The sequence below is a fragment of the uncultured Luteimonas sp. genome, assembly GCF_947492465.1.
Taxonomy (GTDB): Bacteria; Pseudomonadota; Gammaproteobacteria; order Xanthomonadales; family Xanthomonadaceae; genus Luteimonas.
This window is the reverse complement of record NZ_CANLNF010000009.1, coordinates 1-22,684: the sequence shown is the minus strand read 5'-3', so window position 1 is coordinate 22,684 and position 22,684 is coordinate 1. Positions and strand designations below refer to the sequence as shown.

Genomic DNA, 22,684 nt, shown 5'->3' with positions numbered 1-22,684 from the left:
TCTCTTCAGCGCTCCGGGAAGTTCACGTATATCGGGTTGCCGACCAGCAGCAGGCGGCCATCCGCCGCGCGGACGTCCACCCGCAGCCAGTGGCGGCCGCCGTCGCTGCGCCAGCGCCACGCAAGGCGCTGGTCCGGCCCGACCACGTTCGCATCGGTCAGCAGCGGGGCGACGGCTCCGTCGACGATCACCTCGACCCTGGCACCCGGCGCACCGGACACCCGCAGCTCGAACCCGGCCTCCGCGTCCCGCGGCAGCGCCAGGTTGCCTCCCATCGCCACCGTGGTGTCGCCGTGCCGTGCGACCAAGTCGAGCGCGGCGCCACTGCCGTCGGCGTCGATGAACACGCGTCCGACGCGGATGCCCTCGAGGATCGCCTGCTGCGAGAGCGATGCCGCATGCACGACCGTCGTCGGTGCGCCAACGCGGCTGCGGCCGAATCGCGAGTCGCGCAGCGTCGCATCGTGGTTGTCGCTGCCGCCGATCCCGGTCAAGCGGTGGCCTTCGTCCAGGCGCGCGTGCCAGAAGGGGATTCCCGACACCGGCGTGCCGGCGTCCTGACCGTTGACCGCTTCCACGGCCGCTACCCTGGACCAGTCGGTGCCGCCCTCGGGCCGCCATCCACAACCCATGCAGCGCTCGTCGCCGGGCAACGCGGGATGGTTGACGGAGATCGGCAGCCCCCGTCGCTCGACCTCCACGAGCAGCGCGTTCCAGTCGCGCACGGCGTCCCCGACACGGAAGTCCAGCCCCGCCTGCAGGCCGAAGACGTTGGCGTGTCCCTCGAACGTCGTCACCTCCATGCCCGGCACCAGCAGCAGGCGATCGAAGTACGGCTGCAGGCCACGCAGCTCCTGCAGGTGCGACGCCGTGTTGTGCTCGGTGACCGAGACGAAGTCGAGCCCGCGCTCGGCGGCGGCCTGCAGGGTCAGGAACAGGGGACAAGGGACCTTGGCGCCCTGCTGGCTCGGGCAGCTGGCGTCGCTGTGGCCGGTGTGCGCGTGCAGGTCGCCGCGGTACCAGCCTGGGCCGTCGCGCAGCACCGGCTGCAGCACCGCCGGCAATCGCTCGGGCGTGGCCGCGGGCGTCAACGCGATGCGCGCGGTGTAGTCGGACACCGCACCCGCGCGGATGTTCGGCACGCCCAGCAGCAGTTGCCAGCGACCGGCCGGCAACGGACCGGGGCGATAGGAGGGCGTGGCGTCGTCGACCGCGACGGTGAACATGCGCTTGTTGCCTCCGCTCCAGCCGCGGAGACCGTGCGGATCGACCAGGCCAAGGTCGATCGTGGTCTTCTCCTCGCGACCGCTGTAGTCGAACTCGACCGTGATGCGCCCGGTCCCCTCCGGCACCTCGAACGGCAGCTCGATGTAGCGCTCGTGCGCGTCGGCGTCGATACGCCCCGACAGGACGAAGTCGCCCGCAGCCACCCCCGTCGCGGCAGGCGCCAGTGCGCAGAGCAGAAGCAGCGGCCAGGCGCGGTGGCATTGCATCGTCGGCGCCTCCCGGCTCAGAACCGGTACGTCAGTGCCAGGCGGACGTTGCGTCCCAGCAGCGGGCGCGCAATGAACGTGTTGGCACCGGCGTCCCCGTTCTCAAGTTCGCCCTGGCGCGGGTTGCCCTCGGTCAGCCCCAGCGAATTGTCGAGGTTGTCCACGTAGCCGTAGACCGAGAAGCGGTCGCTGACGTCGTACCGCGCGGAAAGATTGAACACGTCATAGGCCGGCAGGCGCACCGAATTGGCGGTGTCGACGTAGCGCGCGCCCTGGCGCTCGTAGGCCAGCTGCACGCGCAGCCTTCGATCGAGGAAGTTCAGTCCGGGCACGATGCGCAGGCTCTGTTTCGGCACGCGGATCAGCTGGTTGCCGTCGTAGTCGTGGGCATTCCCGTCGCGGTCGGTGTACTGCAGCCCCTGGTACTCAGGCTGTTGCACGGTGGCGGTGGCGGAGACGTCGAACCAGTCGGTCGGGCGATACGCCGTCTCGAGTTCGAGGCCCAGGGTTCGGGTATCGGCGTAGCGCGCCTCGTTGACGATCACGCCGTCCAGGCCGACGCGGTAGTTGCTGAAGCCGACGTTGTCGTACCCGGTCCAGAACGCGGTCGCGTAGAAATCGAGCGGGTTGCTGCCGTACTTGAAGCCGACCTCCGCCAGGTCCATCGTCTGGATGTCCGGCGTGGCGGCGGCGTTGGTGATGTAGTTGCCGAGGCTGGGCAGGCGGTTGGTCGCCGTGTAGCGCGCGAACACGCCCGAGCGTTCGTCGAACTGGAAATTCGCACCCACGGTCCAGCCGAGCCTGCTGAAGCTGTCGTCGTAATGCGCGAACTCGCCGGTACCGGTCCACACCTGCGAAGTCGCCGGGGTGCCGAGGTCGACCTGTTGCTTGCGCTCGACGCGGCCCCGCGCGGTCATCTCTTCCCAGCGCAGACCGCCATCGAGCCGCAGGCGCTCGCCGACCTGCCACTCGTCGGCGAGGTAGAACGCATGCGTGGTCTGCTCGCCGGATGCGTTCTCCCATTCGTAGCCGTAGCGCCAGATGCCGTTGTCGGTCAGCGACTGCACCACGCTGCCGCTGGCATCGACCGCGACGAGGTCGAGCAGGCGCGCATTGTCGCGCACGTCGAGCAACGCGTTCGAGGAGTAACGGCTGAAGTCCTCTTCGATGTGCGCGTGGTAGTAGCCGAAGGTCAGGTCGTGCCGCTGTGCGCCGACATCGAAGCCGCGCGACAGCTGCAGATCGTTCATGATTTCGGTGACCGGCATGGTCAGTCCGCGCAGGCCACCGACGATGACCAGGCCGTTGCCATTCTGGTCGGCGACGTCGTACACCTGCTCCGGTGACGTCACGTAACGCAGCTGCAGGTCGACGGCCCCCGGGACGCCCGCCAGCAGGCCGCCGGTCTGCTCGAGGAAGCTGCTGGCGCTCTGCAGGAGATTCGGGAACACGCCATTGCGCTGGGTTTCGGTGTCGTTGTATCGCAACTTGTCGCGCAGCATCCAGTCGCCGCCCAGGTCGAATTCGAAGGCGGCGGTCAGCTGCGTCCGCTCGATCTCGGTGCCGCGGGTGTTGTCGAACAGGTAGTCGTCGCCGCCAGCCATGCGCATGCGCACCAGCGACGTCTCCGGGCCGGCCACGCTGCCGTGGTTGCCGTCGAAGCCGGGGACGGCGCGGATCCTGCCGTCGGCTGCGCTGCGCATCGGGATGCCGGCATAGAAGGCCACCGTGTCGTCGACGCGCTTGAGGTCGAAATCGACCCTGCCACGCTCGAACTCGCGCCCGAGGCTGACGCGCAGCTGGCCGCCCCGGTTGCCGGTGAAGCCGAGATCGCGCACGCCGTCCTCGCTGCGGTAGAAGCCGCCCACGCCGAGCGTCCATCCGTCGCCAACCGGAGCCCCGTACCAGAAATCGGTGCGGAACAGGCCGGCATCGCCGACCGTCAGCTTCACCAGGCCTTCCGCCTCGTCCCCGGCCCTGCGCGGGATGAAGTTGATCGCACCCGCAGGCGCGTTCGAATAGAACACCGACGACGGCCCGCCACGGACGACCTCGATGCGCTCGATGGTCTCGTCGAGGCGGAACGCCTGGTCGCCGTTGAGGTAGCCGAGCGCCGGATCGTGCTGGATCGGCATGCCGTCCTCCAGCAGCTGCACCGAGCCGAATCCATCGACCGGCACGCCGCGCGCGCGGATGTTGCCGCTCGCCTCGCCGCCCGAAGCCTCCACCCAGAAGCCGGGCACCGACTTCATCGCCTCGGTGACGCTGGTCGGCGCCTGCAGGCGCAGGGCTTCTTCTTCGATGTTGGTGATCGAGTAGCTGGTCTCGGCCTTGGTGCGGAGATCGCTGCCGGCGCGGCCGGTGACGATGATCGTATCGAGGTCGCGAGCGGTCGGATCGCTCGTTTCCGGCGATCCCTCCTGCGCCACGGCGCTGGTGCTCGTCGCCATGATGCCGAAACCAAGAAGCAGGACGTGCCGGATCGATTCGCCGAGGCGGTTGTGCGGGAGCTGCATGCGGATACCTGTGTGGGGATTGGCGGCGTCCGTGCCGGAAGCCGCCTACCCTCGCCCAGGAATCTTTATGCGCCGTGACGCGCCGATGACGAAGCTGTCACACCCACGGCTCGCGCGACGCGGAGCCTAGGCGCCGGCCATCATCCGCAGCAGCTGCCCGGTGATGTACGCGCAGTACGTCCCCAGCGCGTAGCCCAGTACCGCCAGCAGCACGCCCACGGGGGCCAGCGCCGGATGGAAGGCGCTGGCGACCACGGGCGCCGAAGCCGCGCCGCCGATATTGGCCTGCGAGCCTACCGCCAGGAAGAACAGCGGCGCCCGGATCAGCTTGGCTACCAGCAGCATCAGTCCTGCATGCACGCTGATCCAGATCAGGCCCAGCAGGAACAGCCAGGGCCGGTCGAGCAGCGCGCCGATGTCCATGTGCATGCCGATAGTGGCCACCAGCACGTAGAGCATCGCCGAACCGACCTTGGACGCGCCCGCGCCTTCCATTTCCCGCGCGCGCGTGAAGCTCAGCGCCAGGCCCACGGTGGTGGCGATCACGACCATCCAGAAGAAGCCGGACGTGAGGCTGTAGTCCTCCAGGTTCCAGGAGGCAGGCAGGCCTTCCATCCAGACCACCAGCGGCGCGGCGAGCAGGTGCGACAGGCCGGTCGCGCCAAGTCCGATGGCGAGGATCACCATCAGGTCGGTCAGACTCGGGTTACGCGAATGCTGCGCCTGGTAGGCCTCGATCCGCTGTTTCATGTCCTCGATCGCGGACGTGTCGGCACCGGTCCAGCGATCGAATGCGTTCGCCCGTGCGGCCAACAGCAGCACGATCGCCATCCATACATTGGCCACCAGTACGTCGACCGCGATGAACTGGCCGAACAACGTCGCCTCGACCTCGAACACTTCTTTCATCGCGGCCTGGTTGGCGCCACCGCCGATCCAGCTTCCGGCCACGGTGGTCATGCCCCGCCAGGTGTCGCCCGCCACCGATTCGGGATGGATCCAGCCCATCGCCGCGAAAGCCACCAGGGCGCCGAGCATCACCCCTGCCGTGCCGGTCAGGAACATCACCACCGCCTTGGGCCCCAAACGCAGGATGGCGCCGAGGTCGATCGCAAGGCACAGCAGCACCAGCGCGCTGGGCAACAGGTAGTCGCGCGCCATCGGGTACAGCCCCGAGGCATTGCCGTCGATCAGGCCGATGCTGTTGTAGACCGCCGGCAGCAGGTAGCACAGCAGCAGCGCGGGCACATAGCTGTAGAAGCGCTTCCAGAAGCCGCTGGGCCGGGACGAGGTCCAGAACACCAACCCCAGGGTCACGGCCAGCAACCCCATCACCACCGCGTCGTTGGTGATCATTGCAGTCGAAGGTCCGGCGTTCTCGATCGCCATTGGTCAGCTCCGTTGGGTCGCGCGATGCGTCCGCGCAAAAGGGAAAGCCGGCGGGCGCCGGCTTTCCGCGGGACTCATTGGCCGGTGTGGCGCTTGAGCCAGGCGTTGACGGTGTCGTGCCACAGGATGCTGTTGTGCGGCTTGAGCACCCAGTGGTTCTCGTCGGGGAAGTAGAGCAGCTTCGACTCGATGCCCTTGCGCTGCAGCGCGGTGAACGTGGACAGGCCCTGGTCCACCGGCACGCGGTAGTCCTTCTCGCCCTGCACCACCAGCATCGGCACGCGCCACTTGGCGACGTGGTTGACCGGGTTGAACTTCTCGTAGTTCTCCGGCTTGTCGAACGGCGTGCCGCCGTTTTCCCATTCGGTGAACCACAGCTCCTCGGTCACGTAGCCCATCGAGCGGGTGTCGAATACGCCATCGTGGTTGACCAGGCATTTCCACGGCGAGCGGCCGTCCCGGTCGAACCAGTTGCCGGCGATCCAGTTGACCATGTAGCCGCCGTAGCTGGCGCCGAGCGCACAGGCGCGTTCGCCATCGAGGAAGTCGTACTTCGCCAGCGCCTCCGCCCAGCCCTTCTGCAGGTCCACCAGCGGCTTGCCGCCCCAGTCGCCGCTGATCGCATCGGTGAAGGCCTGGCCGTAGCCGGTGGAACCGTGGAAGTCGATCATCACCACCGCGTAGCCCTGGCCCGCGTAGGTCTGGGGGTTCCAGCGATAGCTCCAGCCGTTGCCGAAGCTGCCTTGCGGGCCGCCGTGGATCAGGAACGCGACCGGATAGCGGCGACCCTCCTCGAAGCCCGAGGGCTTGACCACGTAACCATGGACCGTGGCATCGTCCGCGCCCTCGAACGAGAACTGCTCGTAGGACCCGAACTGGACGTCGGGCAGGCGCTCGGACGCGGTCGGCGTGATCTGGCGCAGCGGCCCGTCGCCAATGGCGACATGCAGCGTGTCGCCGCTGTCGATGCTGTTGCGGGTCAGCGCGATGGTGTCGCCCTCGACCGCGAAGGCCGAGACCGTGCCATCGGCCACCAGTTCGGTGACTTCGCCGCTGCCGATGCCGATGCGGAACAGCGGGTACTCACCCATGCTCTGCGCCGCCACGTACAGCGACTTGCCGTCGGCGGCCGGCTGCAGGCTGCTCGGCGAACGGTCCCAGTCCGGTGCGATCTCGCGGGTTTTCCCGGTGGCCACGTCCATCGCCATGATCGCGTAGCGGTCGGCCTCGAAGCCCGGGCGCTTCATCGCGCGGTAGAACAGGGTCGTCCCGTCGGCGCTGTACACCGGACCGGCATCCCAGGCCGGGTTGGCCTCGGTCAGGTTGACCGGCGTGCCGCCCTCGAGCGGCAGGCGGTAGAGATCGAAATTGGTCGACCAGGGCTCGCTCCTGCCGGCGATGCGCACGCTGGCGACCACGTGGCTGCCATCCGGCGCCCAGGTGTAGTCGCCGGCATCGCCGAACGGCTTGGCGGGGATGTCGCCATCCAGGGCGCCGCTGAGCGGGGTGGCACGGTCGACGGGCGCCGCACCCTCGCCCGGCAGGCTGGCCAGGAACAGGCGGCTGCGGCGGCCGTCGCTCCAGGTGTCCCAGTGGCGCACGAACAACTGGTCGTACACGCGCCCGCTCGCCTTGTCGGCTTCGCGGCCGTCGAGCTTCTTCTTCGTGCAGGCAAGATCGGCGGCGCATTCGGCGAAGGTGTCGGCGCTGAAGGCCACGCGCGCGCCGTCGGGCGACAGCCGGTAGCTGCCCACGTCCAGCGCGAACGCGGTGAGCTGGCGCGGCTCGCCGCCCGCGGTCGGCATCGCGTAGAGCTGCTGCGAGCCACCCTTGGCGCTCAGGAAGTACAGCGTCTGCCCGTCGCTGGAGAACGTGGGCGAATTGACGTTCCAGCCCTCCGGCGTGATCCGCGCCGGCGGCGCCGCATCGCGGGTGACCAGGTTGCGCGCGTACAGCGCGGTAGTCGCCTTGAGCGCATCGTCCACGCTGCGCTGGGCGTACACCACCACCCGGCCATCGGGCGACAGCAGCGGCGAGGACACCCGGTCGAGCCTGACCAGGTCGCGGACGTCGAAGCCGCGCGCATCGGCCAGCGCGGGGAGCGCGGCGAGCAGGCAGATCGGCAGCAAGGCGTGTCGTGGCGTCATTCTGGACCACTCCGGATGAGGACTGGCCCGGATGGTAGGCGCTCGCACACGCCCCCGCAAAGGACGTCCGGCACATGCGCCACGGCGCGGGGGCCGCCCGGTACGGCGCGACCCCCGGGATCGGGCCGGGCGGCGGGCTGCGGCAGCCCGCCGCCGCCTGCTTCAGCCGCGCCCGGGACCGATGTGACGGTCGAGGAAATCCAGCATCCTGGTGTAGAACTCGCGGCGGTGCTCGGTTTCGTAGAAGCCGTGGCCTTCGTTCGGGTAGTAGAGTGCGTCGACCGGCACGCCCGCCCGCTTCAGCGCCGCCTCCATGCGTTTGGTGTGATCGATGGGCGCGATGAAATCCTTGCCACCGGCCGCAAGGAAGACCGGCACCTTGATATCGCCGGCGCGCCGGTTCGGCGACGCCGCCTCCAATGCCGCACCGTCGGTGCCGATCCATTCGTTCGCCCAGGTCGCGCTCGACCGGTCGCGGGCGGCAAGATCGCGCTGCATCATCGGCAGATCGAACACGCCAACGTAGCCGATGGCACAACGATACAGGTCCGGCTCACGGACTGCTCCCATCAGGGCGGCATATGCGCCATAGCTGGCGCCGTAGATGCAGACCCGCTGGGGATCGGCGTATCCCTGTTCGATCGCCCAACGGGTGGCATCGGTCACGTCGTCCTGCATCGCGGCGCCCCATTGGCGAGCCCCGGCCTGCTTGAACGCCCGCCCGTAGTTGCCCGAACCACGGAAATTGACCTGCAGCACCGCGTAGCCCGACGCGGCAAGCAACTGCGCATCGGCATTGAATCCCCAGGCATCGAATACGCCGAACGGCCCGCCATGCGGCAACACCACCAGCGGCAGGCCCTTGTCGCCAGCGCCGACAGGCAATGTCATGAAGCCATGCAGCGCAACCCCGTCACGCGCCTTGAGCTCGATGGCCTTCATGGGCGACATGCGTTGGGAATCGATCTGTTCGTCCCGGGCGACGATCAGGCTCGCGCCGCGGGCCTGGGTGTCGAAGAGATAGAAGGAGCCGGGATCGACGTCGCTCTCGACAAGGACCACACGCAGTCGCCCATCCCGCGTGGACGATGTCGTTGTCGCGCGACTGCCCGGGAACGAGCGCTGCAGCGTGTGCTGCAGGCGCGCCTCCTCATGCGTCTCGTCGAAGAACGCGAGGCGGGGCTTGCCGCCCAGGTACCAGGCCCCGATTGGACGCGCCCAATCGAGATAGATCGGTTGCGGGTCGACGGATTCATCCGCCGCGACCTGCGTGCGTTCGCCAGTCCTGGTATCCAGCGCCACGATCCGGTCGGGCCCGGTCGTCTGCGATACGCGCAGATAGGCGATCTCGTCCCCCTCGGCGAAACCCAGGGGCCGCTCGACCCGGCCGCTGACGCGCTCATGATTGAGTTGCTCCCAGGGCGAGGCGTCGTCCTTGCGGTGGAACAGCTGGCTGTAGTTGTCCGACAGGGAGCCCACGGTGAACCGCACCCGTCCTTGGTGGTCGGTCACGAAGTCGGCCTGCGCGACCGGCGCGGAGGCGACCCGCACCCGGCGACCGTCGTTCACGTTCATCCGTTCGACGCGGGAATAGGGATCCCTGCTGAGCGGCCGGATCGAAAGCAGGACGTGATCGTCGTCCTCCGGCAACGGATCGACCAGGAATGCCGCGACCTGCCCTTCCCTGTCCACCCCGACCCGTGTGCCGGTCTGCGGCCCGCTGGCGCGATACCCCACCAGCAGTTCCTTGCGTCCCCCATCGGCGTTCATCCCGTACAGCTCGCCAGTCGGGATCGGGTCGTCACGGGTGCCGAAGGTCTCCGCCAGCGACATGATCACGCGTTCGTCATTGACCCACCAGAAATCATGCACGTGGGTATCGCGCGTGAATCTCATGAAAGCCCGCGGCGCCGACTGGCCGCGTTCCAGCACCATCAGTCCCGTCTGCCCATCCATGCGGACCGACATCGCCAGATACGCACCTGTCGGCGAGATTTTCACATCCCGGACTCCGCTCTCCTCGATGAACGGGTCGACCTTGTCGCGCGTGACGGCCCCTCCCGTGATCGGCAGAAGCAACGCGCACAGACATGCGGCGAGCAGCGCCGCGACCGGCATTCTCATCTCGGTTTTCCCCTTGTCGACATCCTGTCCCCTCCTGCGAGGGCGGGCGCGCCCCCGCGCCCACCGGCACCCTACACCAGAACGGAGTCGAGGGCTGCTTCCCAGGGTGGCAGCTCAATCCCAAAGTCGTGCTCGAGCTTGCTGCAATCCAGCCTCGAGTACGCGGGCCTGCGGGCGATCGTGGGATAGTCGCCCGTTGCGATCGGCACGGTGCGCGGCACGCGGTCGATTCGCCCAAGCGACTGCGCACGCGCGACGATGGCCGCGGCGAAGCCATGCCAGGTGGTCCCGCCTTCCGCCGTCAGGTGCCACAACCCTGACCGAAGGAATGGGCGGGCCAGGATCTCCGCCGTGGTGTCGGCAATCAGCGAGGCCGGCGTCGGGGTGCCGGTCTGGTCGGCGACCACGCGCAGTTCATCGCGCTCGCGCGCCAGGCGCAGCATGGTGAGCATGAAATTTCTGCCGCGATCGGCATAGACCCAGGCGGTGCGGAAGATCATGTGCCGCGCGCCGCTGGCCTGGATGGCCTGCTCGCCGGCGAGCTTGCTTTCGCCGTACACTCCCAACGGTGCAACCGGGTCATCCTCGCGGTATGGGCGCGAGCCGGTACCGTCGAACACGTAGTCGGTGGAGTAATGCACCAGCAGCGCGTCGCGCTGCACGCAGGCTTGCGCAAGCGCGCCAGGCGCGTGCGCATTGGCCCGGAAGGCGGCGTCGCGCTCGGACTCGGCGCGGTCCACGGCGGTATAGGCAGCGGCGTTAACCACGATGTCGGGACCGGTCCGCTCGACTAGCGCGGGCAGCGAGTCCGGCACGTCGAAATCTGCGACCTCGCAGGCGCTGCCGTCTTCCAGGCAACCGCTCCGGGTGGTGCACACCAGCTCGCCGAGCGGCGCAAGCGCGCGACGCAGTTCATGGCCAACCTGTCCATTGGCGCCCAGCAACAGGATCTTCATGGCGCGTATATGGGCAAGCGGTCCTGCGCCACGTCCGCCAGAAACGGCGCATTCGCATCTTTCGGCGAGAGCTGCGGATCCGCGATCGGCCAGTCGATGGCCAGGTCGGCGTCGTTCCAGCGGATGTTCGCATCGGCCGCAGGATCGTAGGTGGCGGTGCACAGGTAGGTGAACACGGCGCGCTCGCTGAGCGTCACGAACCCATGCGCGAAGCCTTCCGGGATCCAGAAGTGGCGGCGGTTTTCTCCACTCAGCAACACTGCGGTCCAGCGACCGAACTGCGGCGAGCCGCGACGGATGTCTACCGCGACATCCCAGACCTCTCCCTCCAGCACCGAGACATACTTGCCCTGCGGATTGGGCCACTGGTAATGCAGTCCGCGCAGGACGCCTCGTGCCGACGACGACACGTTGCCCTGTACGAACTGCGGGGCGAGGCCGTGTGCGGCCAGCTTGTCGCGGTTGAACGACTCGAAAAAGAACCCGCGCTCGTCGCCGAACACCTGAGGTTCGACGACGACGCAGCCTGGCAGGTCGGTCTCGATCAGCTTCATGGCACGTATCCGCGTTCGCCCAGGCTCAGCAGGTAACGTCCATAGCCGTTCTTGGCCAAGGGGACAGCCAGCGCCTCGAGTTTCGCCTCGTCGATCCAGCCGTTGTTCCAGGCGATTTCCTCGGGACAGCAAACCCGCAGCCCTTGGCGGGCCTCGATGGTCTCGATGTAGTTCGAGGCCTCGAGGAGCGACTGGTGGGTGCCGGTGTCGAGCCAGGCATAGCCGCGCCCCAGCCGCTCCAGGTGCAGTTCGCCCTGGTCGAGGTAGCAGCGGTTGAGGTCGGTGATCTCGAGTTCGCCGCGCGGCGAGGGCTTGAGCGCGGCGGCGAAATCGCTGGCGCGCGCGTCGTAGAAGTACAGCCCGGTCACGGCGTAGTTCGACCGCGGCTTGGTTGGCTTTTCCTCCAGCCCGATGACGCGGCCGACCTCATCGAACTCGGCCACGCCGTAGCGCTCGGGATCCGAGACCCAATACCCGAACACCGTGGCGCCGGTCTCGCGCGCATCGGCACGCTTGAGCATCGTGGTCAGGCCGGGGCCGTGGAAGATGTTGTCGCCAAGCACCAGACAGCTTGGCGCGCCGGCGAGGAAATCGCGGCCGATCAGGAAGGCTTGCGCCAGACCGTCCGGGCTCGGTTGCACCGCGTACTCGATGCGCATGCCCCACTGCGAACCGTCGCCCAGCAACGCCTGGAACAACGCCTGCTCGTGCGGGGTATTGATGATCAGCACTTCGCGGATGCCCGCCAGCATCAGCACGCTGAGCGGGTAGTAGATCATCGGCTTGTCGTAGACCGGCAGCAGCTGCTTGCTGATGGCCTGGGTGATCGGATACAGGCGGGTTCCCGAGCCGCCGGCAAGGATGATGCCCTTGCGCGCGCTCATGCCGCCGCCCCGATCCGCTCCAGGCGGTAGCTGCCGTCGAGCACACGCTCGACCCAGGCCTGGTTGGCCAGGTACCAGTCGACCGTCTCGGCCAGGCCGCGCTCGAACGTATAGCGCGGTTCCCAACCCAGCTCTTCGCGCAGCTTGCTCGCGTCGATCGCGTAGCGGCGGTCATGGCCCGGACGGTCGGCGACGAAGGTGATCTGGGACTCGCGCGGCTGGCCGTCCGGACGCGGGCGGCGCTCGTCGAGCAGGGCGCAGATCGCCTTGACCACCTCGATGTTCTGCTTCTCCGAATTGCCGCCAACGTTGTAGGTCTCCCCCAGCCGTCCCTTGGCCAGCACGGTGCGGATCGCATCGCAATGGTCGGTGACGAACAGCCAGTCGCGCACCTGCTTGCCGTCGCCGTACACTGGCAGCGGCTCCCCGGCCAGGGCCTTGGCGATCACCAGCGGGACCAGCTTTTCAGGGAAATGGTAGGGCCCGTAGTTGTTCGAGCAGTTGGTGGTCAGTACCGGCAGGCCGTAGGTGTGGTGGAACGCGCGCACGAGGTGGTCGGAGGCCGCCTTCGACGCCGAGTACGGAGAGTTGGGCGCATATGGCGTGGTCTCGGTGAACAGGCCCGTCTCGCCCAGCGTGCCGTAGACCTCGTCGGTGGACACGTGCAGGAAGCGGAATGCCTCTCGCGCCTCGCGCTCCAGCGATTTCCAGTAGTCCCGCGTGGCTTCGAGCAGGGCCAGCGTCCCGACCACATTGGTCTGGATGAAGGCGGCCGGGCCATCGATCGAACGGTCGACGTGGCTTTCGGCGGCGAAGTTCACCACCGCGTCGGGCCGGTGCTCGGCAAGCAGGCCCGACACCGCTTGGCGATCACCGATGTCGCCGTGCACGAAAACGTGGTCGGGGTTGCCGCCCAGGTCCTTGAGCGTGTCAAGGTTGCCCGCATAGGTGAGAGCGTCGAGATTGACGACGCGAATGCCGCGCGACACGGCGTCGCGCACGAAATTGCCGCCGATGAAACCGGCACCGCCGGTCACTAGCCAGGTTGGCACGAAACCTCCTGATGTTCGGTTTGGCAAGGAACGCAACGCGGATCAGAACGGTTGTGCACACATAGGTGTGCTCCCAAGGACGCCGGACTGCGCCCCAACCATCTGATCTTGTTGACATTCTCTTGGCAAGGGCCTACTCCTTGATCGACTAGTTGGCCGCTACTTGTAGAGAACGCAGCCGCAGCGAACGATTTTAGCGTGTTTTCTCACCACTTCCTGCCAGCCCTTCAGAACGACTCTAGCAGGCTGTTGAGAAACACCCCGCGATTGCCGTGTCGATAGCTCCTGTCGATTGTTCCGGCGAGGGTTCCGTAAGCTCCCCCTGATTCCGCACACCCGAGAAGTAGAGCTTTCTGGCATCTTTTGAGCCAGGAGGTTCCATGAAGAAGTCGAAGTTCAGCGAGACCCAGATCGTCTCGATCCTCAAGCAGGGTGACGCCTTTCTTCGGTCTTCTGGGGCGGTGATTTACGCGACCTGCAGTGTCGGATAGTCTGTATAGCCCTTGGCGCCACCTGCGTAGAACGTGTTGGAGTCAGGCGCGTTCAGCGGTGCCTTGGCCCTGATGCGTGCGGGCAGGTCCGGGTTAGCCAGGAAGGCGGTGCCAAAGGCCACAGCGTCAAGCTTACCTTCGGCAATAGCTGCCTCTGCCTCATCAGCGCTGTAACCCATATTGCCCACCAACACACCCTTGTACTTTTCACGCGCTACGGGCATGACATCGGCCTTCTGCACGCCGAGGAAATCGGCGCGCATCACGTGCAGGTAGGCTAGCTTGAAGGCATTGAGCCTATCGGCCACGAAGCCGATGAGGGCCAGCGCGAGCAGGACTACGACCAGAAAACCCAGGTGCTGTCGGTGGAAGGCGTCTACCGCCACGACCAGCATTGGGAAGTGGCCGGCAAGCTCGCCCGGCGCGAGGGCGAGGTGCGCTACGGACGCGGCAGCGGGCCGTGGTTCGACTCGGCCACCGACTTCGCCGCGCTACAGCTGCGCTACGAGGTGGTCTACGCCTGGCACGCGCTGGCCGAATACCGCTGGCTGGACGTGCAGGCCGGCGGCACGCGGCAGGGCTGGCTGGTCGGACTGGACCGCGACATCGGCAAGAACTTCCGCATCGGCGCCGGCTACAACTTCACCGAGTTCAGCGACGACCTGACCGATTTCGACTACGACCACGAGGGCTGGTTCCTCAACATGGTCGGGATGTACTGAGGGTGCCGGTCCACGCAAGACCGTCGACGTTCAGCCGTCCACGGTCTCCTCGCCGCCATCCTTGGACAGCTCTTCGGCCCGGCGCTCATCCAGGTGGCGCTGCAGGCGGGCCACGTCTTCGGGCGACCAGTCGTCGATGCCGGTGACTTCCAGCCAGGCGTTGATGTAGTGCGATGGCGCGTAGACGTGGCCGAAACCCATTGGTGCGCTCATCGACAGCGAAGTATCCATTGCCATCTGCATCATCGTCACGACCGGATACCAGCGCATCGCCGGGGATACGTCCGGCGGGCGCGGGGCATCGAGCAGTTCCGGTTCGCGGAAGAAGCCGTGACGGTCGAAGAACGTCACCGCGTCGCTGCCGTACTGCAGGTAGACCACGCGCATCGGGCCCCACGGCGTGCCGGGCGGGGTGGAGCTGCCGTCCTGGTTCATGAAGCGGACGAACGAGCCGTCCTGGAACTGCGGCAGCCACACCGGCGAACCGGGATTGCGCGAGCGGGTCAGCCCGGCCCACTTGCTGGCGGCGAACGGAGGTCCGCTCCAGACCGCGCCATCGAATGGTTCGCCGAGCAGCTCGAACATCTCGAACGAGCGTTCCGAATTGAGCGCGCCCAGGCTCAGGCCGTGCAGGTACAGCTTCGGCCGCCGCTCGGGCGGCAGCGTGCGCCAGTAGCCGTAGACCTCGCGGAACAGTGCGCGCGCGGTGACCCCGCCTGTGTCCGGATCCAGGAACAGCGTCAGCGGACTGGACAGGTACGAGTACTGCACCGCGACGCTGGCCACATCGCCGCGGTAGAGATATTCGATGCCGTCGATGCCGGACGGGTCGACCCAACCGGTGCCGGTCGGAGTGATGATGATCAGCGCCTTGCGCTCGAAGCCGCCGACGCGCTTGAGTTCTTCCAGCGCCAGCTGGGCGCGCTCTTCGGGCGTGTCGCCGGTGGGCAGGCCCGCGTACACGCGCAGCGGCGCCTTGGCGCCGGGACCGGCGTAGGCGGCGAGTTCGTCGGCGGTGGGGCGGGCATCGACGTAGCGCCGGCCCATGCGCCCGAGCTGGTTCCAGGCCACTAGCGACTGCGCGCTGCCGGGGCTGTCCCATTCGGTCGGCGGCGGCATGTCGGGCGGGATCAGTGCATCGGCCTGGCGATAGGAGGCGTCCAGGGTGTCCAGCAACGAGGACAGGATCACGCCGTTGACCAGGCCCACCAGCAGCAGCACGCCGGCGATCGCACCGACCACGTGCGCGATCCGTCGCGGCACCTTGCGGGTGACCAGGCGCATCACCGCCTTGATGATCATCAGCGCGATGCGGCCCAGCACGACCAGCAGCAGCGCCACGACCGCCGCACCCGCGAGTACGCCCAGGATGCGCGATGGACCGGCGGGAGCCAGGTGCATCAGTTCGCGGACGATGTTTTCCCAATGCTGGCTGCGCCAAAGCGCGAGCGCGGCGATGACCGCGCAGGCGACGACCGCGATACGGCGGCGACGCGGCTGTCCCGCCGACCCGGGGAGCGGCAGCTCCAGGTATCCCCACAGCCAGCGCAGCAGCACGCCCAGGCCGTAGCCGGCGGCCAGGCACATGCCCGACAGCACCGCCTGCGCGACCGTGATCCGTGGCGTGAGGCTGGGCGTGAGCGAGGCGGCGAAGAACAACGTCCCCAGCACGAGCCCGGTATTGCCAAGGCGCGCCAGCAGCGAACGCCGGAGCCGGGTGAACCAGCCATCGGATGTAGTACCGGAAGCGAGTGCAGCGTCGTCGTCCTGTCGCATCAAGTATCCCCTGCGAGTGGTCCCCTTGGGCCAATATGCCGGACACGGATAGGCGTTTTAACCGCATGAGGCCAAGTATCGCACCGCGGAAGCGCCATCAAGCCGGCTGAGACACTCGATTTTCCCGCCCAGGTGTCAGGTTCACCACCAGGGTTTGGCGTTCAGGAGAGTGATTTGCGGCGCTCGGCGTGTACCGGGCGCAGAGCCAGTTCGCGGCAAGTCAAAATCGCCGCTTTGTTCATTCACCAACTGATGCGCTGATCGACCTCAAAGTCCGGTGCCGGTTGCGCCGCTAGGTCCCAGTCTGCTGGCTCGGTTTGCGCCCCGTCATCCATCTGCGCATCACTACAGTCATCCCACAGCGGTGGCCCGCGCGCCGGGGAGATGCGGGGTGGCTCTGAATCTGCCCCGATGTGGTCCAGGATGTGCCGGATGTCAGCGCTGTGCGTAATGAACGCGATGATGCGCATCTGCCCGCCACACAGCGGACACAAGAGGGGGAACACCTCGTAGATGCGGGCGATCAGCACCGCCCACAGGTAGTGCGCTGCACGCTTGGGCAGCACCGGCTCGCTCTGGGATGGCAGCGCGCTGCTCATCGGTACCACACCAGGCGCGCACTCCCCCGTGCTGATCGACGCGCCCAGCACGGGAGCGGCTTGCGCCGGTGTCGCCAGCGCCGTCACCGCAGCCCTGAGCGGCGAGTTGGGTGCCAACACGCCAAAATAGCGGTGCCGGTGGGTGCGTGGCGGGGGAACCAGCGCGGCAATGCGGTCGATCAGCTCCAGCGGTGTGAGGTGCAGCTCATCAACCTTGGCACCGCGCTTGTCACTGGTGAGCTCGCTGCGCTGCTTGCCGCAGCGGTACACCAGTTTGCTTCCCTCTTTGCGTAGGCGCTCCATGGAAAACGGTGGACGCGCGCAATAGCGCAGCAGCCGCTCCAGCGCAGCGCGGTCGTGGGCTTCGATGCACACCCCCGCATCCACCGAGAAGCCGCTGTGTTTGTAGCCCAGCATGTCTTTGGCGTCACAGTTCTCCAGCGGGCCCCGAGCAACGAAGGCGCGCAGGATGCGTTTTTGCAGTGTGGTCTGCACTGGGGCCACGGTAGCCGCATCGATGCCGGTGGCCGCGTGAAAGATGACACCCGGCGATGAGATTCGAGGGGTCGCATCAGCATCGCCCTCGCCCTCCACTTCCTCAAACACCCCGTCCACCACACAAACGTGGAAGTGGACGTGTTCATTGAGGCTGGAGCCGAATCGGTGAATGAAGGCGATGGCACCGATGTGCAGGCCTGCCTTGTCCATATGGGCCGCACCGGGGCTGTGGGTCTGCAGAGTTTGTGCGATCACCCGCAGAAAGATGCGCAGCACCATGCTCAGCACCGCTCCGTCGCGTTGCATGAAGTACCGCAACCTCTTGGGCACGGAGAGCACCCACTGGCGCACCGGCAGGCGGGGGAAAACGTGGTCGCTCAGGTGTGCCGCCGTCTCCACCATCCGCCGCGTGGTGCACGAGGGGCAGACTCCCCGGCCTTTGCAGGAGAAGGCTACAAAGTAGTCGTGCCCACAGTCGCCGCAGCGAGCGCGGGCAAAGCCATGGGCAAAGATGCCGCACTCAAGATACTTGGCAAACGCTTTGCGCACGAAGGGCTTGGGGGTGTGGTGGTCGCCCTGGCCGTCGAACTGACCCGCGCTGGCCAACTCTAGCCAGGTCTCGTAGTGCTCGGCTACCGTTTGGTAGAGCAGCGTGCGTTCGGGGTGGCGTGGGTTGTAGAGCTTGGGCTTGGAATTGGCTGACATGAATACTGTACAAATGCACAGTATTCTGCGGCGATTGTTTGGGTACGCAAAGCACAAGGCCCGAACCGTCGCCAGTTCGGGCCTTGGCAGGGTAGCTTGGCTGCGGACTTACTTGCGCGCAGGCGGCACATCCGTGCAGCTGCCATGCGCCACTTCCGCCGCCATGCCAATGGATTCGCCAAGGGTTGGATGCGGGTGGATGGTCTTGCCGATGTCCACTGCGTCGGCACCCATCTCGATAGCCAGCGCGATCTCTCCGATCATGTCGCCCGCGTGGGTGCCGACCATGCCACCGCCCAAGATCTTGCCGTGGCCCCGGCCAGCATGGCCGTCTCCTGATCCTGCTTCGGGGCTGTCGTCGAACAGCAGCTTGGTGAAGCCTTCGTCGCGCCCGTTGGCAATGGCACGGCCGGAGGCGGCCCAGGGGAACAGGCCTTTCTTGACCTTGCATCGAGATGCTGGAGGCGACGACTATTTGAGGGGCCGCATGCCGGTCGATGCGCGCACGCGCCAGCCTGCGGGCGTGCTGCACGGCGGCGTGTCGGTGGTGTTTGCCGAAACGCTGGCCTCATGGGCTTCGGCCTATGTGGTCAACCCTGAGGAGACCACCTGCGCGCCGCCGCCGATGGCTGGGTCTACGGCGTGGCGCGGCCGCTGCACCTGGGCCGCTCCAGCCACGTGTGGGACGTGCGCATCATCGACGAGGCCGACCGCCTGGTCTGCGTGTCGCGCGTGACCATGGCGGTGCTGAAGACGCCCGGGCGCTACTGAACGCCCCAGGGCGAGGCGCCCCGGCCCGCCCAGGGTTCATGCGGCCTCGCACAGCACCGCGTCGGCGCGGGGGTGATTGGCCGCCAACCACCGATCGACCAGCCGATCCACGGCACCCATGGCCTGTGCGACGGAGCGGGCCAGCACCTCGCCACCCAGCTCCTCGCCTTCGATGGCGATACCGTGCACCTCGGTGATGCCGAGGAAGCCCAGCACCGTGCGCACGGCCGGGTCGAGGTGGTTCATCGCCGCCATCTCGCCGCCGTCTTCGTAGCCCAGGCCGCCGCGCGAGCTGAGCAGCACCGCGCGCCGGGGCCGGTCGGCCAGCAGCGGCACGTAGGGGCTGTCGGCGCGTTCGGGCTGGTAGTCGAAGGTGCGGCCGATGCGCACGATCTGGTCCAGCCAGGCCTTGAAGCCCGAGGGCGGGCCGAAGTTGTACATGGGCACGCCCAGCACCAGCAGGTCGGCGCGCAGCAGCTCATCGACCAACGCGTCGCTTTCGGCCAGTACGGCGTGCTGCGCGGGCGTGCGTTGCGCGGGCGGCGCGAAGGCGGCGGGCACCCAGTCGCCGCTGACCGGCGCGGGCGGGCGCAGGCCGACGTCGCGGTACGTCAGGGCATCGCCCGGGCGGGCGCGCGCCCAGCGGCTGACGAAGCGGTGGGTGAGGGCACGCGTGTGCGATCCGTGCGGGTGTTCGCCCGCGCGGCCGGGGCGGGCGCTGGCGTCGAGATGGAGCAGCTGAGTCATGGTGGCGTCCTTTCGGTAAGTGAATCAAAATCAGCTGAAAATCGCTGATGGCTGCAATCTAGGCGCGCCACTGCTTCCGGACAAACGATGATTTTTGGCACCAAACGGAAAGAAAAATTCATCCATGAACGCACGGGTTCTGCCTTCGCTGTCGGCGCTGCGCGCCTTTGAAGCCGCCGCCCGGCACCGCAGCGCCAAGCGGGCGGCGCAAGAGCTGTCGGTCACGCCCACCGCCATCAGCCACCAGGTGCGCCAGCTGGAGGAAGCGCTGGGCACCGCGCTGTTCGTGCGCACGCCGCGCCAGCTGGTGCTGACGGCGCCGGGGCGCGAGCTGCAGCAGGCGCTGACCGCCTCGTTCGACGCCATGGCCGAGGCCGTCGCCCGCCTGCGGGCGCCGTCCGCGCGGCAGGCCGTCACCATCTCGGCCACGCCGGCCGTGGTGGCGCGCTGGCTGCTGCCGCGCGTCGAGGCCTTGCACCAGCGCCACCCGCAGCTGGACCTGCGCTTTCATGTGTCGCACCGGCCCGAGGCGCTGGATGGCGTGACGGCCGACGTGGCGGTGCGCTACGGCAGCGGCCAGTGGCCGGGGCTGGTGGCCGAAAAGCTGTTCGACACCGTGTTCGTGCCCGCCTGCAGCCCCGCGCTGGGCCTGCGGCGGCGCGCCGACCTGCCGCGCCACCCGCTGCTGCACTTTGCGCCGCTGGGCGTGTTCGACCTCGACGTCGATTGGGCTGTGTGGCAGCGCCGCGCGCGTGTGCCGGGGCTTGACGTGTCGGCCGGCCCGGTGTTTTCGGACGAGACGCACACCGTCACCGCCGCGCTGGCCGGGCAGGGCGTGGCGCTGATGGGGCGCGCGCTGATCACCGCCGAGCTGGCCAGCGGCACCCTGGTGCAGCCCTTCGGGCCCGAGCTGCCGGGCCAGCCGTTCCACCTGGTCTACCCCGTCCAGCGGGCAGGCGACCCGCTGGTGCGCGCCGTGCGTGACTGGCTGCTGCACGAACCCGAGCCTGAGCGCCGCACAATGCCCCATGCCTGACGCGATGCCGTCTCCGATCACGCGCCGCCACCTGCAGCGCCTGCGCCAGATGTACCGCTCGGCCGGCTGGCCGTGCCAGGACGTGCTGGAGGTCGAGCTGCTGGCGGCGGGTTTGCTGGAACGCCGCACGACGCCCGACGGTTGCGAGACCCTGCGCGTGACCGACGCCGGCATTGCCGCCCTGAGCGCCGCAACGGCGGGTCATCGCGCGGCGCTGTCGGCGCACGAGACGCTGTTGCGCCGTGTCGCGCTCGACCAGCAGCGCGCAGGCCGCATCGCCTGGCGTGGGCTGGCGCTGCGCGTGCCGCTGCCGGTGGCGGAGGATTCAGAGCCAAATCAGCCTCCAACGCCCGCCAACCGGGCGCAAGCAGCTATCAAATGGGAAGCGAATGTGGAGGACGCTGACATCGCGGCAACGCCTGCCGTGCGCTGGCACATGGCCTGCCCGGACCTGTTCTCCGTGAGTCTGACCAGCGTCGAGGCCTACCTGGACCCGGTGGTGCACGAGATCAAGGTCAGCCGCGCCGACCTGCTGGCCGACCTGAAGCGCCCGCACAAGCGCGCCGCCTACCTGGCCATGGGCGGCGCCTGCTGGTACGTGCTGGGGCTGGACGCGCGTGGCCGCGCCATCGGCAGCGCCGACGATGTGCCGCCCGAATGCGGCGTGATGGTGGCGACGGGCGATCGATGCCTGGTGCTGCGCGCCGCGCCCCGCCGCCCCGTGGAGCGCCTGCCCTTCGCGACCTGGATGGCGCTGGCGCGCGCCACACCCCTGGCCGGTCGGGACGATGACGATGCGCAGTCGGTCTTGCGTGAATCGGATTGAAATCGGCCGCTGGTGCAGTGTGCGCCAGCGCAGTCAGCTATGGATGTAGGCGCATTTCCGTGCCTGGGCGCATGATGACCTTGGCGTTGGCTGGCGCGGCCAAGGGCCACCGCGTGACCCCCAAGCGCATGGCGGCCCCGCGGCCGATAATGCCCGCGTGAACCCCTCACCAGAACTTCCTCGCACACCCGCCGATGGCGTTGGCCGCCCGCGCGTTCAGGTCTCGGTGTTGATGCGCCGCGTGCCCAACCACGGCAGTGCCGCGCGCTGGCAGCCCTGGCGTTGGGTGCTGGACGACGTGGTGCCCCAGCAGCCGCAACGGATAGGCGTTTTAACCGCATGAGGCCAAGTATCGCACCGCGGAAGCGCCATCAAGCCGGCTGAGACACTCGATTTTCCCGCCCAGGTGTCAGGTTCACCACCAGGGTTTGGCGTTCAGGAGAGTGATTTGCGGCGCTCGGCGTGTACCGGGCGCAGAGCCAGTTCGCGGCAAGTCAAAATCGCCGCTTTGTTCATTCACCAACTGATGCGCTGATCGACCTCAAAGTCCGGTGCCGGTTGCGCCGCTAGGTCCCAGTCTGCTGGCTCGGTTTGCGCCCCGTCATCCATCTGCGCATCACTACAGTCATCCCACAGCGGTGGCCCGCGCGCCGGGGAGATGCGGGGTGGCTCTGAATCTGCCCCGATGTGGTCCAGGATGTGCCGGATGTCAGCGCTGTGCGTAATGAACGCGATGATGCGCATCTGCCCGCCACACAGCGGACACAAGAGGGGGAACACCTCGTAGATGCGGGCGATCAGCACCGCCCACAGGTAGTGCGCTGCACGCTTGGGCAGCACCGGCTCGCTCTGGGATGGCAGCGCGCTGCTCATCGGTACCACACCAGGCGCGCACTCCCCCGTGCTGATCGACGCGCCCAGCACGGGAGCGGCTTGCGCCGGTGTCGCCAGCGCCGTCACCGCAGCCCTGAGCGGCGAGTTGGGTGCCAACACGCCAAAATAGCGGTGCCGGTGGGTGCGTGGCGGGGGAACCAGCGCGGCAATGCGGTCGATCAGCTCCAGCGGTGTGAGGTGCAGCTCATAAAGGCCGATATGAACCGGCCGGGGCGGGCGCAAGCCTGAGCAGCCATTCCCTGCACCGGAGTGTTTCGTGCCGCGCCTCGCCGCGACCGTGTCGCAGCTGCAGGATGCCGTGGCGCACGCAACGTCGCCGGCAGCGCATCTGCCCACGGCTCGCTATGCGCCTCACCGTCCCGAGCGCACGCTGCTGTACGCGCTAGTGCAGGCGCACTACCCGGACTTCATCGCGCGTCTTGAGGCCGAAGACCGCCCGCTGCCCGAGTATGTGCGCGAGGAGTTCGAGACCTACCTGCGCTGCGGCGTGCTCGAGCACGGCTT

General features: G+C 67.7%; 17 protein-coding genes and 3 pseudogenes. 5 read left to right on the top strand and 15 right to left on the bottom strand.

Translation table 11 applies throughout. The features are described 5' to 3' along the window. Positions 1 to 5: 5 nt before the first annotated feature. The 10 genes from Q0863_RS16020 to Q0863_RS15975 all read right to left on the bottom strand — a co-directional run bounded on the left by Q0863_RS16020 (position 6) and on the right by Q0863_RS15975 (position 13,992). Positions 6 to 1,493: a CehA/McbA family metallohydrolase gene (locus tag Q0863_RS16020; RefSeq protein WP_298580767.1), complete on the bottom strand. Its 1,488-nt coding sequence runs from the start codon at positions 1,491 to 1,493 to the stop codon at positions 6 to 8. A gap of 17 nt (positions 1,494 to 1,510) precedes the next feature. Then, positions 1,511 to 3,943, bottom strand: coding sequence for a TonB-dependent receptor (locus Q0863_RS16015; protein WP_298580765.1), 2,433 nt, complete (start codon positions 3,941 to 3,943; stop codon positions 1,511 to 1,513). Positions 3,944 to 4,135: 192 nt separating this feature from the next. Beyond that, positions 4,136 to 5,398, bottom strand: a complete 1,263-nt coding sequence (locus tag Q0863_RS16010; RefSeq protein WP_298580762.1) for a DUF819 family protein — start codon at positions 5,396 to 5,398, stop codon at positions 4,136 to 4,138. 74 nt (positions 5,399 to 5,472) lie between these two features. Beyond that, positions 5,473 to 7,545 carry a S9 family peptidase gene (locus Q0863_RS16005; RefSeq protein WP_298580759.1) on the bottom strand — a complete coding sequence of 691 codons (2,073 nt, stop codon included), beginning with the start codon at positions 7,543 to 7,545 and terminating at the stop codon, positions 5,473 to 5,475. A gap of 162 nt (positions 7,546 to 7,707) precedes the next feature. Beyond that, the gene (locus Q0863_RS16000; protein ID WP_298580756.1) at positions 7,708 to 9,669 is read right to left on the bottom strand and encodes a S9 family peptidase; all 1,962 of its coding nucleotides are present in this window, start codon (positions 9,667 to 9,669) and stop codon (positions 7,708 to 7,710) included. 71 nt (positions 9,670 to 9,740) lie between these two features. Next, a complete protein-coding gene (gene rfbD / locus Q0863_RS15995) occupies positions 9,741 to 10,625 on the bottom strand; it encodes a dTDP-4-dehydrorhamnose reductase (protein ID WP_298580753.1) in 885 nt (294 codons plus the stop codon). Next, entirely contained in the window at positions 10,622 to 11,179 is a 558-nt protein-coding gene (rfbC, locus tag Q0863_RS15990) for a dTDP-4-dehydrorhamnose 3,5-epimerase (RefSeq protein ID WP_298580750.1), read from the bottom strand. The genes rfbD and rfbC overlap by 4 nt, the downstream gene beginning before the upstream one ends. Next, positions 11,176 to 12,063: a glucose-1-phosphate thymidylyltransferase RfbA gene (rfbA, locus tag Q0863_RS15985; RefSeq protein ID WP_298580747.1), complete on the bottom strand. Its 888-nt coding sequence runs from the start codon at positions 12,061 to 12,063 to the stop codon at positions 11,176 to 11,178. Before rfbA ends, rfbC begins: the two co-directional genes overlap by 4 nt. Then, complete coding sequence (gene rfbB / locus Q0863_RS15980) at positions 12,060 to 13,115, bottom strand: dTDP-glucose 4,6-dehydratase (protein WP_298580744.1); 1,056 nt, start codon at positions 13,113 to 13,115, stop codon at positions 12,060 to 12,062. Before rfbB ends, rfbA begins: the two co-directional genes overlap by 4 nt. A 466-nt stretch (positions 13,116 to 13,581) precedes the next feature. Further along, a complete protein-coding gene (locus Q0863_RS15975) occupies positions 13,582 to 13,992 on the bottom strand; it encodes a hypothetical protein (protein ID WP_298580741.1) in 411 nt (136 codons plus the stop codon). Here Q0863_RS15975 and Q0863_RS15970 point away from each other — a divergent pair. Beyond that, the gene (locus Q0863_RS15970) at positions 13,972 to 14,328 is read left to right on the top strand and encodes a hypothetical protein (protein ID WP_237740360.1); all 357 of its coding nucleotides are present in this window, start codon (positions 13,972 to 13,974) and stop codon (positions 14,326 to 14,328) included. The two genes, Q0863_RS15975 and Q0863_RS15970, sit on opposite strands and share 21 nt — an antisense overlap. A 30-nt stretch (positions 14,329 to 14,358) precedes the next feature. Here Q0863_RS15970 and Q0863_RS15965 read toward each other — a convergent pair whose 3' ends face one another. The 3 genes and pseudogenes from Q0863_RS15965 to Q0863_RS15955 all read right to left on the bottom strand — a co-directional run. Next, positions 14,359 to 16,104 (bottom strand): alpha/beta-hydrolase family protein, encoded by a 1,746-nt coding sequence (locus Q0863_RS15965; RefSeq protein ID WP_080114921.1) that lies wholly within the window; start codon positions 16,102 to 16,104, stop codon positions 14,359 to 14,361. A 242-nt stretch (positions 16,105 to 16,346) separates the two neighbouring features. Further along, positions 16,347 to 17,906: an IS91 family transposase gene (locus tag Q0863_RS15960; RefSeq protein ID WP_298580736.1), complete on the bottom strand. Its 1,560-nt coding sequence runs from the start codon at positions 17,904 to 17,906 to the stop codon at positions 16,347 to 16,349. 108 nt (positions 17,907 to 18,014) lie between these two features. Further along, positions 18,015 to 18,353 (bottom strand): annotated as a pseudogene (locus Q0863_RS15955) (hypothetical protein); the annotation flags it as partial. A 195-nt stretch (positions 18,354 to 18,548) separates the two neighbouring features. On the opposite strand from Q0863_RS15955, the gene Q0863_RS15950 reads away from it, so the two are divergent. After that, positions 18,549 to 18,677, top strand: a complete 129-nt coding sequence (locus tag Q0863_RS15950) for a hotdog domain-containing protein (protein WP_019186268.1) — start codon at positions 18,549 to 18,551, stop codon at positions 18,675 to 18,677. Positions 18,678 to 18,713: 36 nt separating this feature from the next. Here Q0863_RS15950 and Q0863_RS15945 read toward each other — a convergent pair whose 3' ends face one another. Then, entirely contained in the window at positions 18,714 to 19,424 is a 711-nt protein-coding gene (locus Q0863_RS15945; protein ID WP_019186267.1) for an NAD(P)H-dependent oxidoreductase, read from the bottom strand. 124 nt (positions 19,425 to 19,548) lie between these two features. Here Q0863_RS15945 and Q0863_RS15940 point away from each other — a divergent pair, with 124 nt between their 5' ends. Continuing rightward, positions 19,549 to 20,460, top strand: a complete 912-nt coding sequence (locus Q0863_RS15940) for a LysR substrate-binding domain-containing protein (RefSeq protein WP_019186266.1) — start codon at positions 19,549 to 19,551, stop codon at positions 20,458 to 20,460. Positions 20,461 to 20,509: 49 nt separating this feature from the next. Then, positions 20,510 to 21,286, top strand: coding sequence for a hypothetical protein (locus Q0863_RS15935; RefSeq protein ID WP_298580728.1), 777 nt, complete (start codon positions 20,510 to 20,512; stop codon positions 21,284 to 21,286). Positions 21,287 to 21,802: 516 nt separating this feature from the next. Here the strand turns inward: Q0863_RS15935 and Q0863_RS15930 are convergent. Continuing rightward, positions 21,803 to 22,366: pseudogene (locus tag Q0863_RS15930) on the bottom strand (transposase); the annotation flags it as partial. 70 nt (positions 22,367 to 22,436) lie between these two features. Here Q0863_RS15930 and Q0863_RS15925 point away from each other — a divergent pair. Continuing rightward, positions 22,437 to 22,684: pseudogene (locus tag Q0863_RS15925) on the top strand (IS91 family transposase); the annotation flags it as partial.

What these genes read in the sequence shown, in the direction of transcription:
- Q0863_RS16000 (WP_298580756.1), bottom strand. Translation starts at nt 9,669, where the DNA reads ATGAGAATGCCGGTCGCGGCGCTGCTCGCCGCATGTCTGTGCGCGTTG.
- Q0863_RS16010 (WP_298580762.1), bottom strand. Translation starts at nt 5,398, where the DNA reads ATGGCGATCGAGAACGCCGGACCTTCGACTGCAATGATCACCAACGAC.
- Q0863_RS16005 (WP_298580759.1), bottom strand. Translation starts at nt 7,545, where the DNA reads ATGACGCCACGACACGCCTTGCTGCCGATCTGCCTGCTCGCCGCGCTC.
- Q0863_RS16020 (WP_298580767.1), bottom strand. Translation starts at nt 1,493, where the DNA reads ATGCAATGCCACCGCGCCTGGCCGCTGCTTCTGCTCTGCGCACTGGCG.
- rfbC (WP_298580750.1), bottom strand. Translation starts at nt 11,179, where the DNA reads ATGAAGCTGATCGAGACCGACCTGCCAGGCTGCGTCGTCGTCGAACCT.
- rfbA (WP_298580747.1), bottom strand. Translation starts at nt 12,063, where the DNA reads ATGAGCGCGCGCAAGGGCATCATCCTTGCCGGCGGCTCGGGAACCCGC.
- Q0863_RS15940 (WP_019186266.1), top strand. Translation starts at nt 19,549, where the DNA reads ATGAACGCACGGGTTCTGCCTTCGCTGTCGGCGCTGCGCGCCTTTGAA.
- Q0863_RS16015 (WP_298580765.1), bottom strand. Translation starts at nt 3,943, where the DNA reads ATGGCGACGAGCACCAGCGCCGTGGCGCAGGAGGGATCGCCGGAAACG.
- rfbD (WP_298580753.1), bottom strand. Translation starts at nt 10,625, where the DNA reads ATGAAGATCCTGTTGCTGGGCGCCAATGGACAGGTTGGCCATGAACTG.
- Q0863_RS15965 (WP_080114921.1), bottom strand. Translation starts at nt 16,104, where the DNA reads ATGCGACAGGACGACGACGCTGCACTCGCTTCCGGTACTACATCCGAT.
- Q0863_RS15935 (WP_298580728.1), top strand. Translation starts at nt 20,510, where the DNA reads ATGTACCGCTCGGCCGGCTGGCCGTGCCAGGACGTGCTGGAGGTCGAG.
- Q0863_RS15960 (WP_298580736.1), bottom strand. Translation starts at nt 17,906, where the DNA reads ATGTCAGCCAATTCCAAGCCCAAGCTCTACAACCCACGCCACCCCGAA.
- Q0863_RS15945 (WP_019186267.1), bottom strand. Translation starts at nt 19,424, where the DNA reads ATGACTCAGCTGCTCCATCTCGACGCCAGCGCCCGCCCCGGCCGCGCG.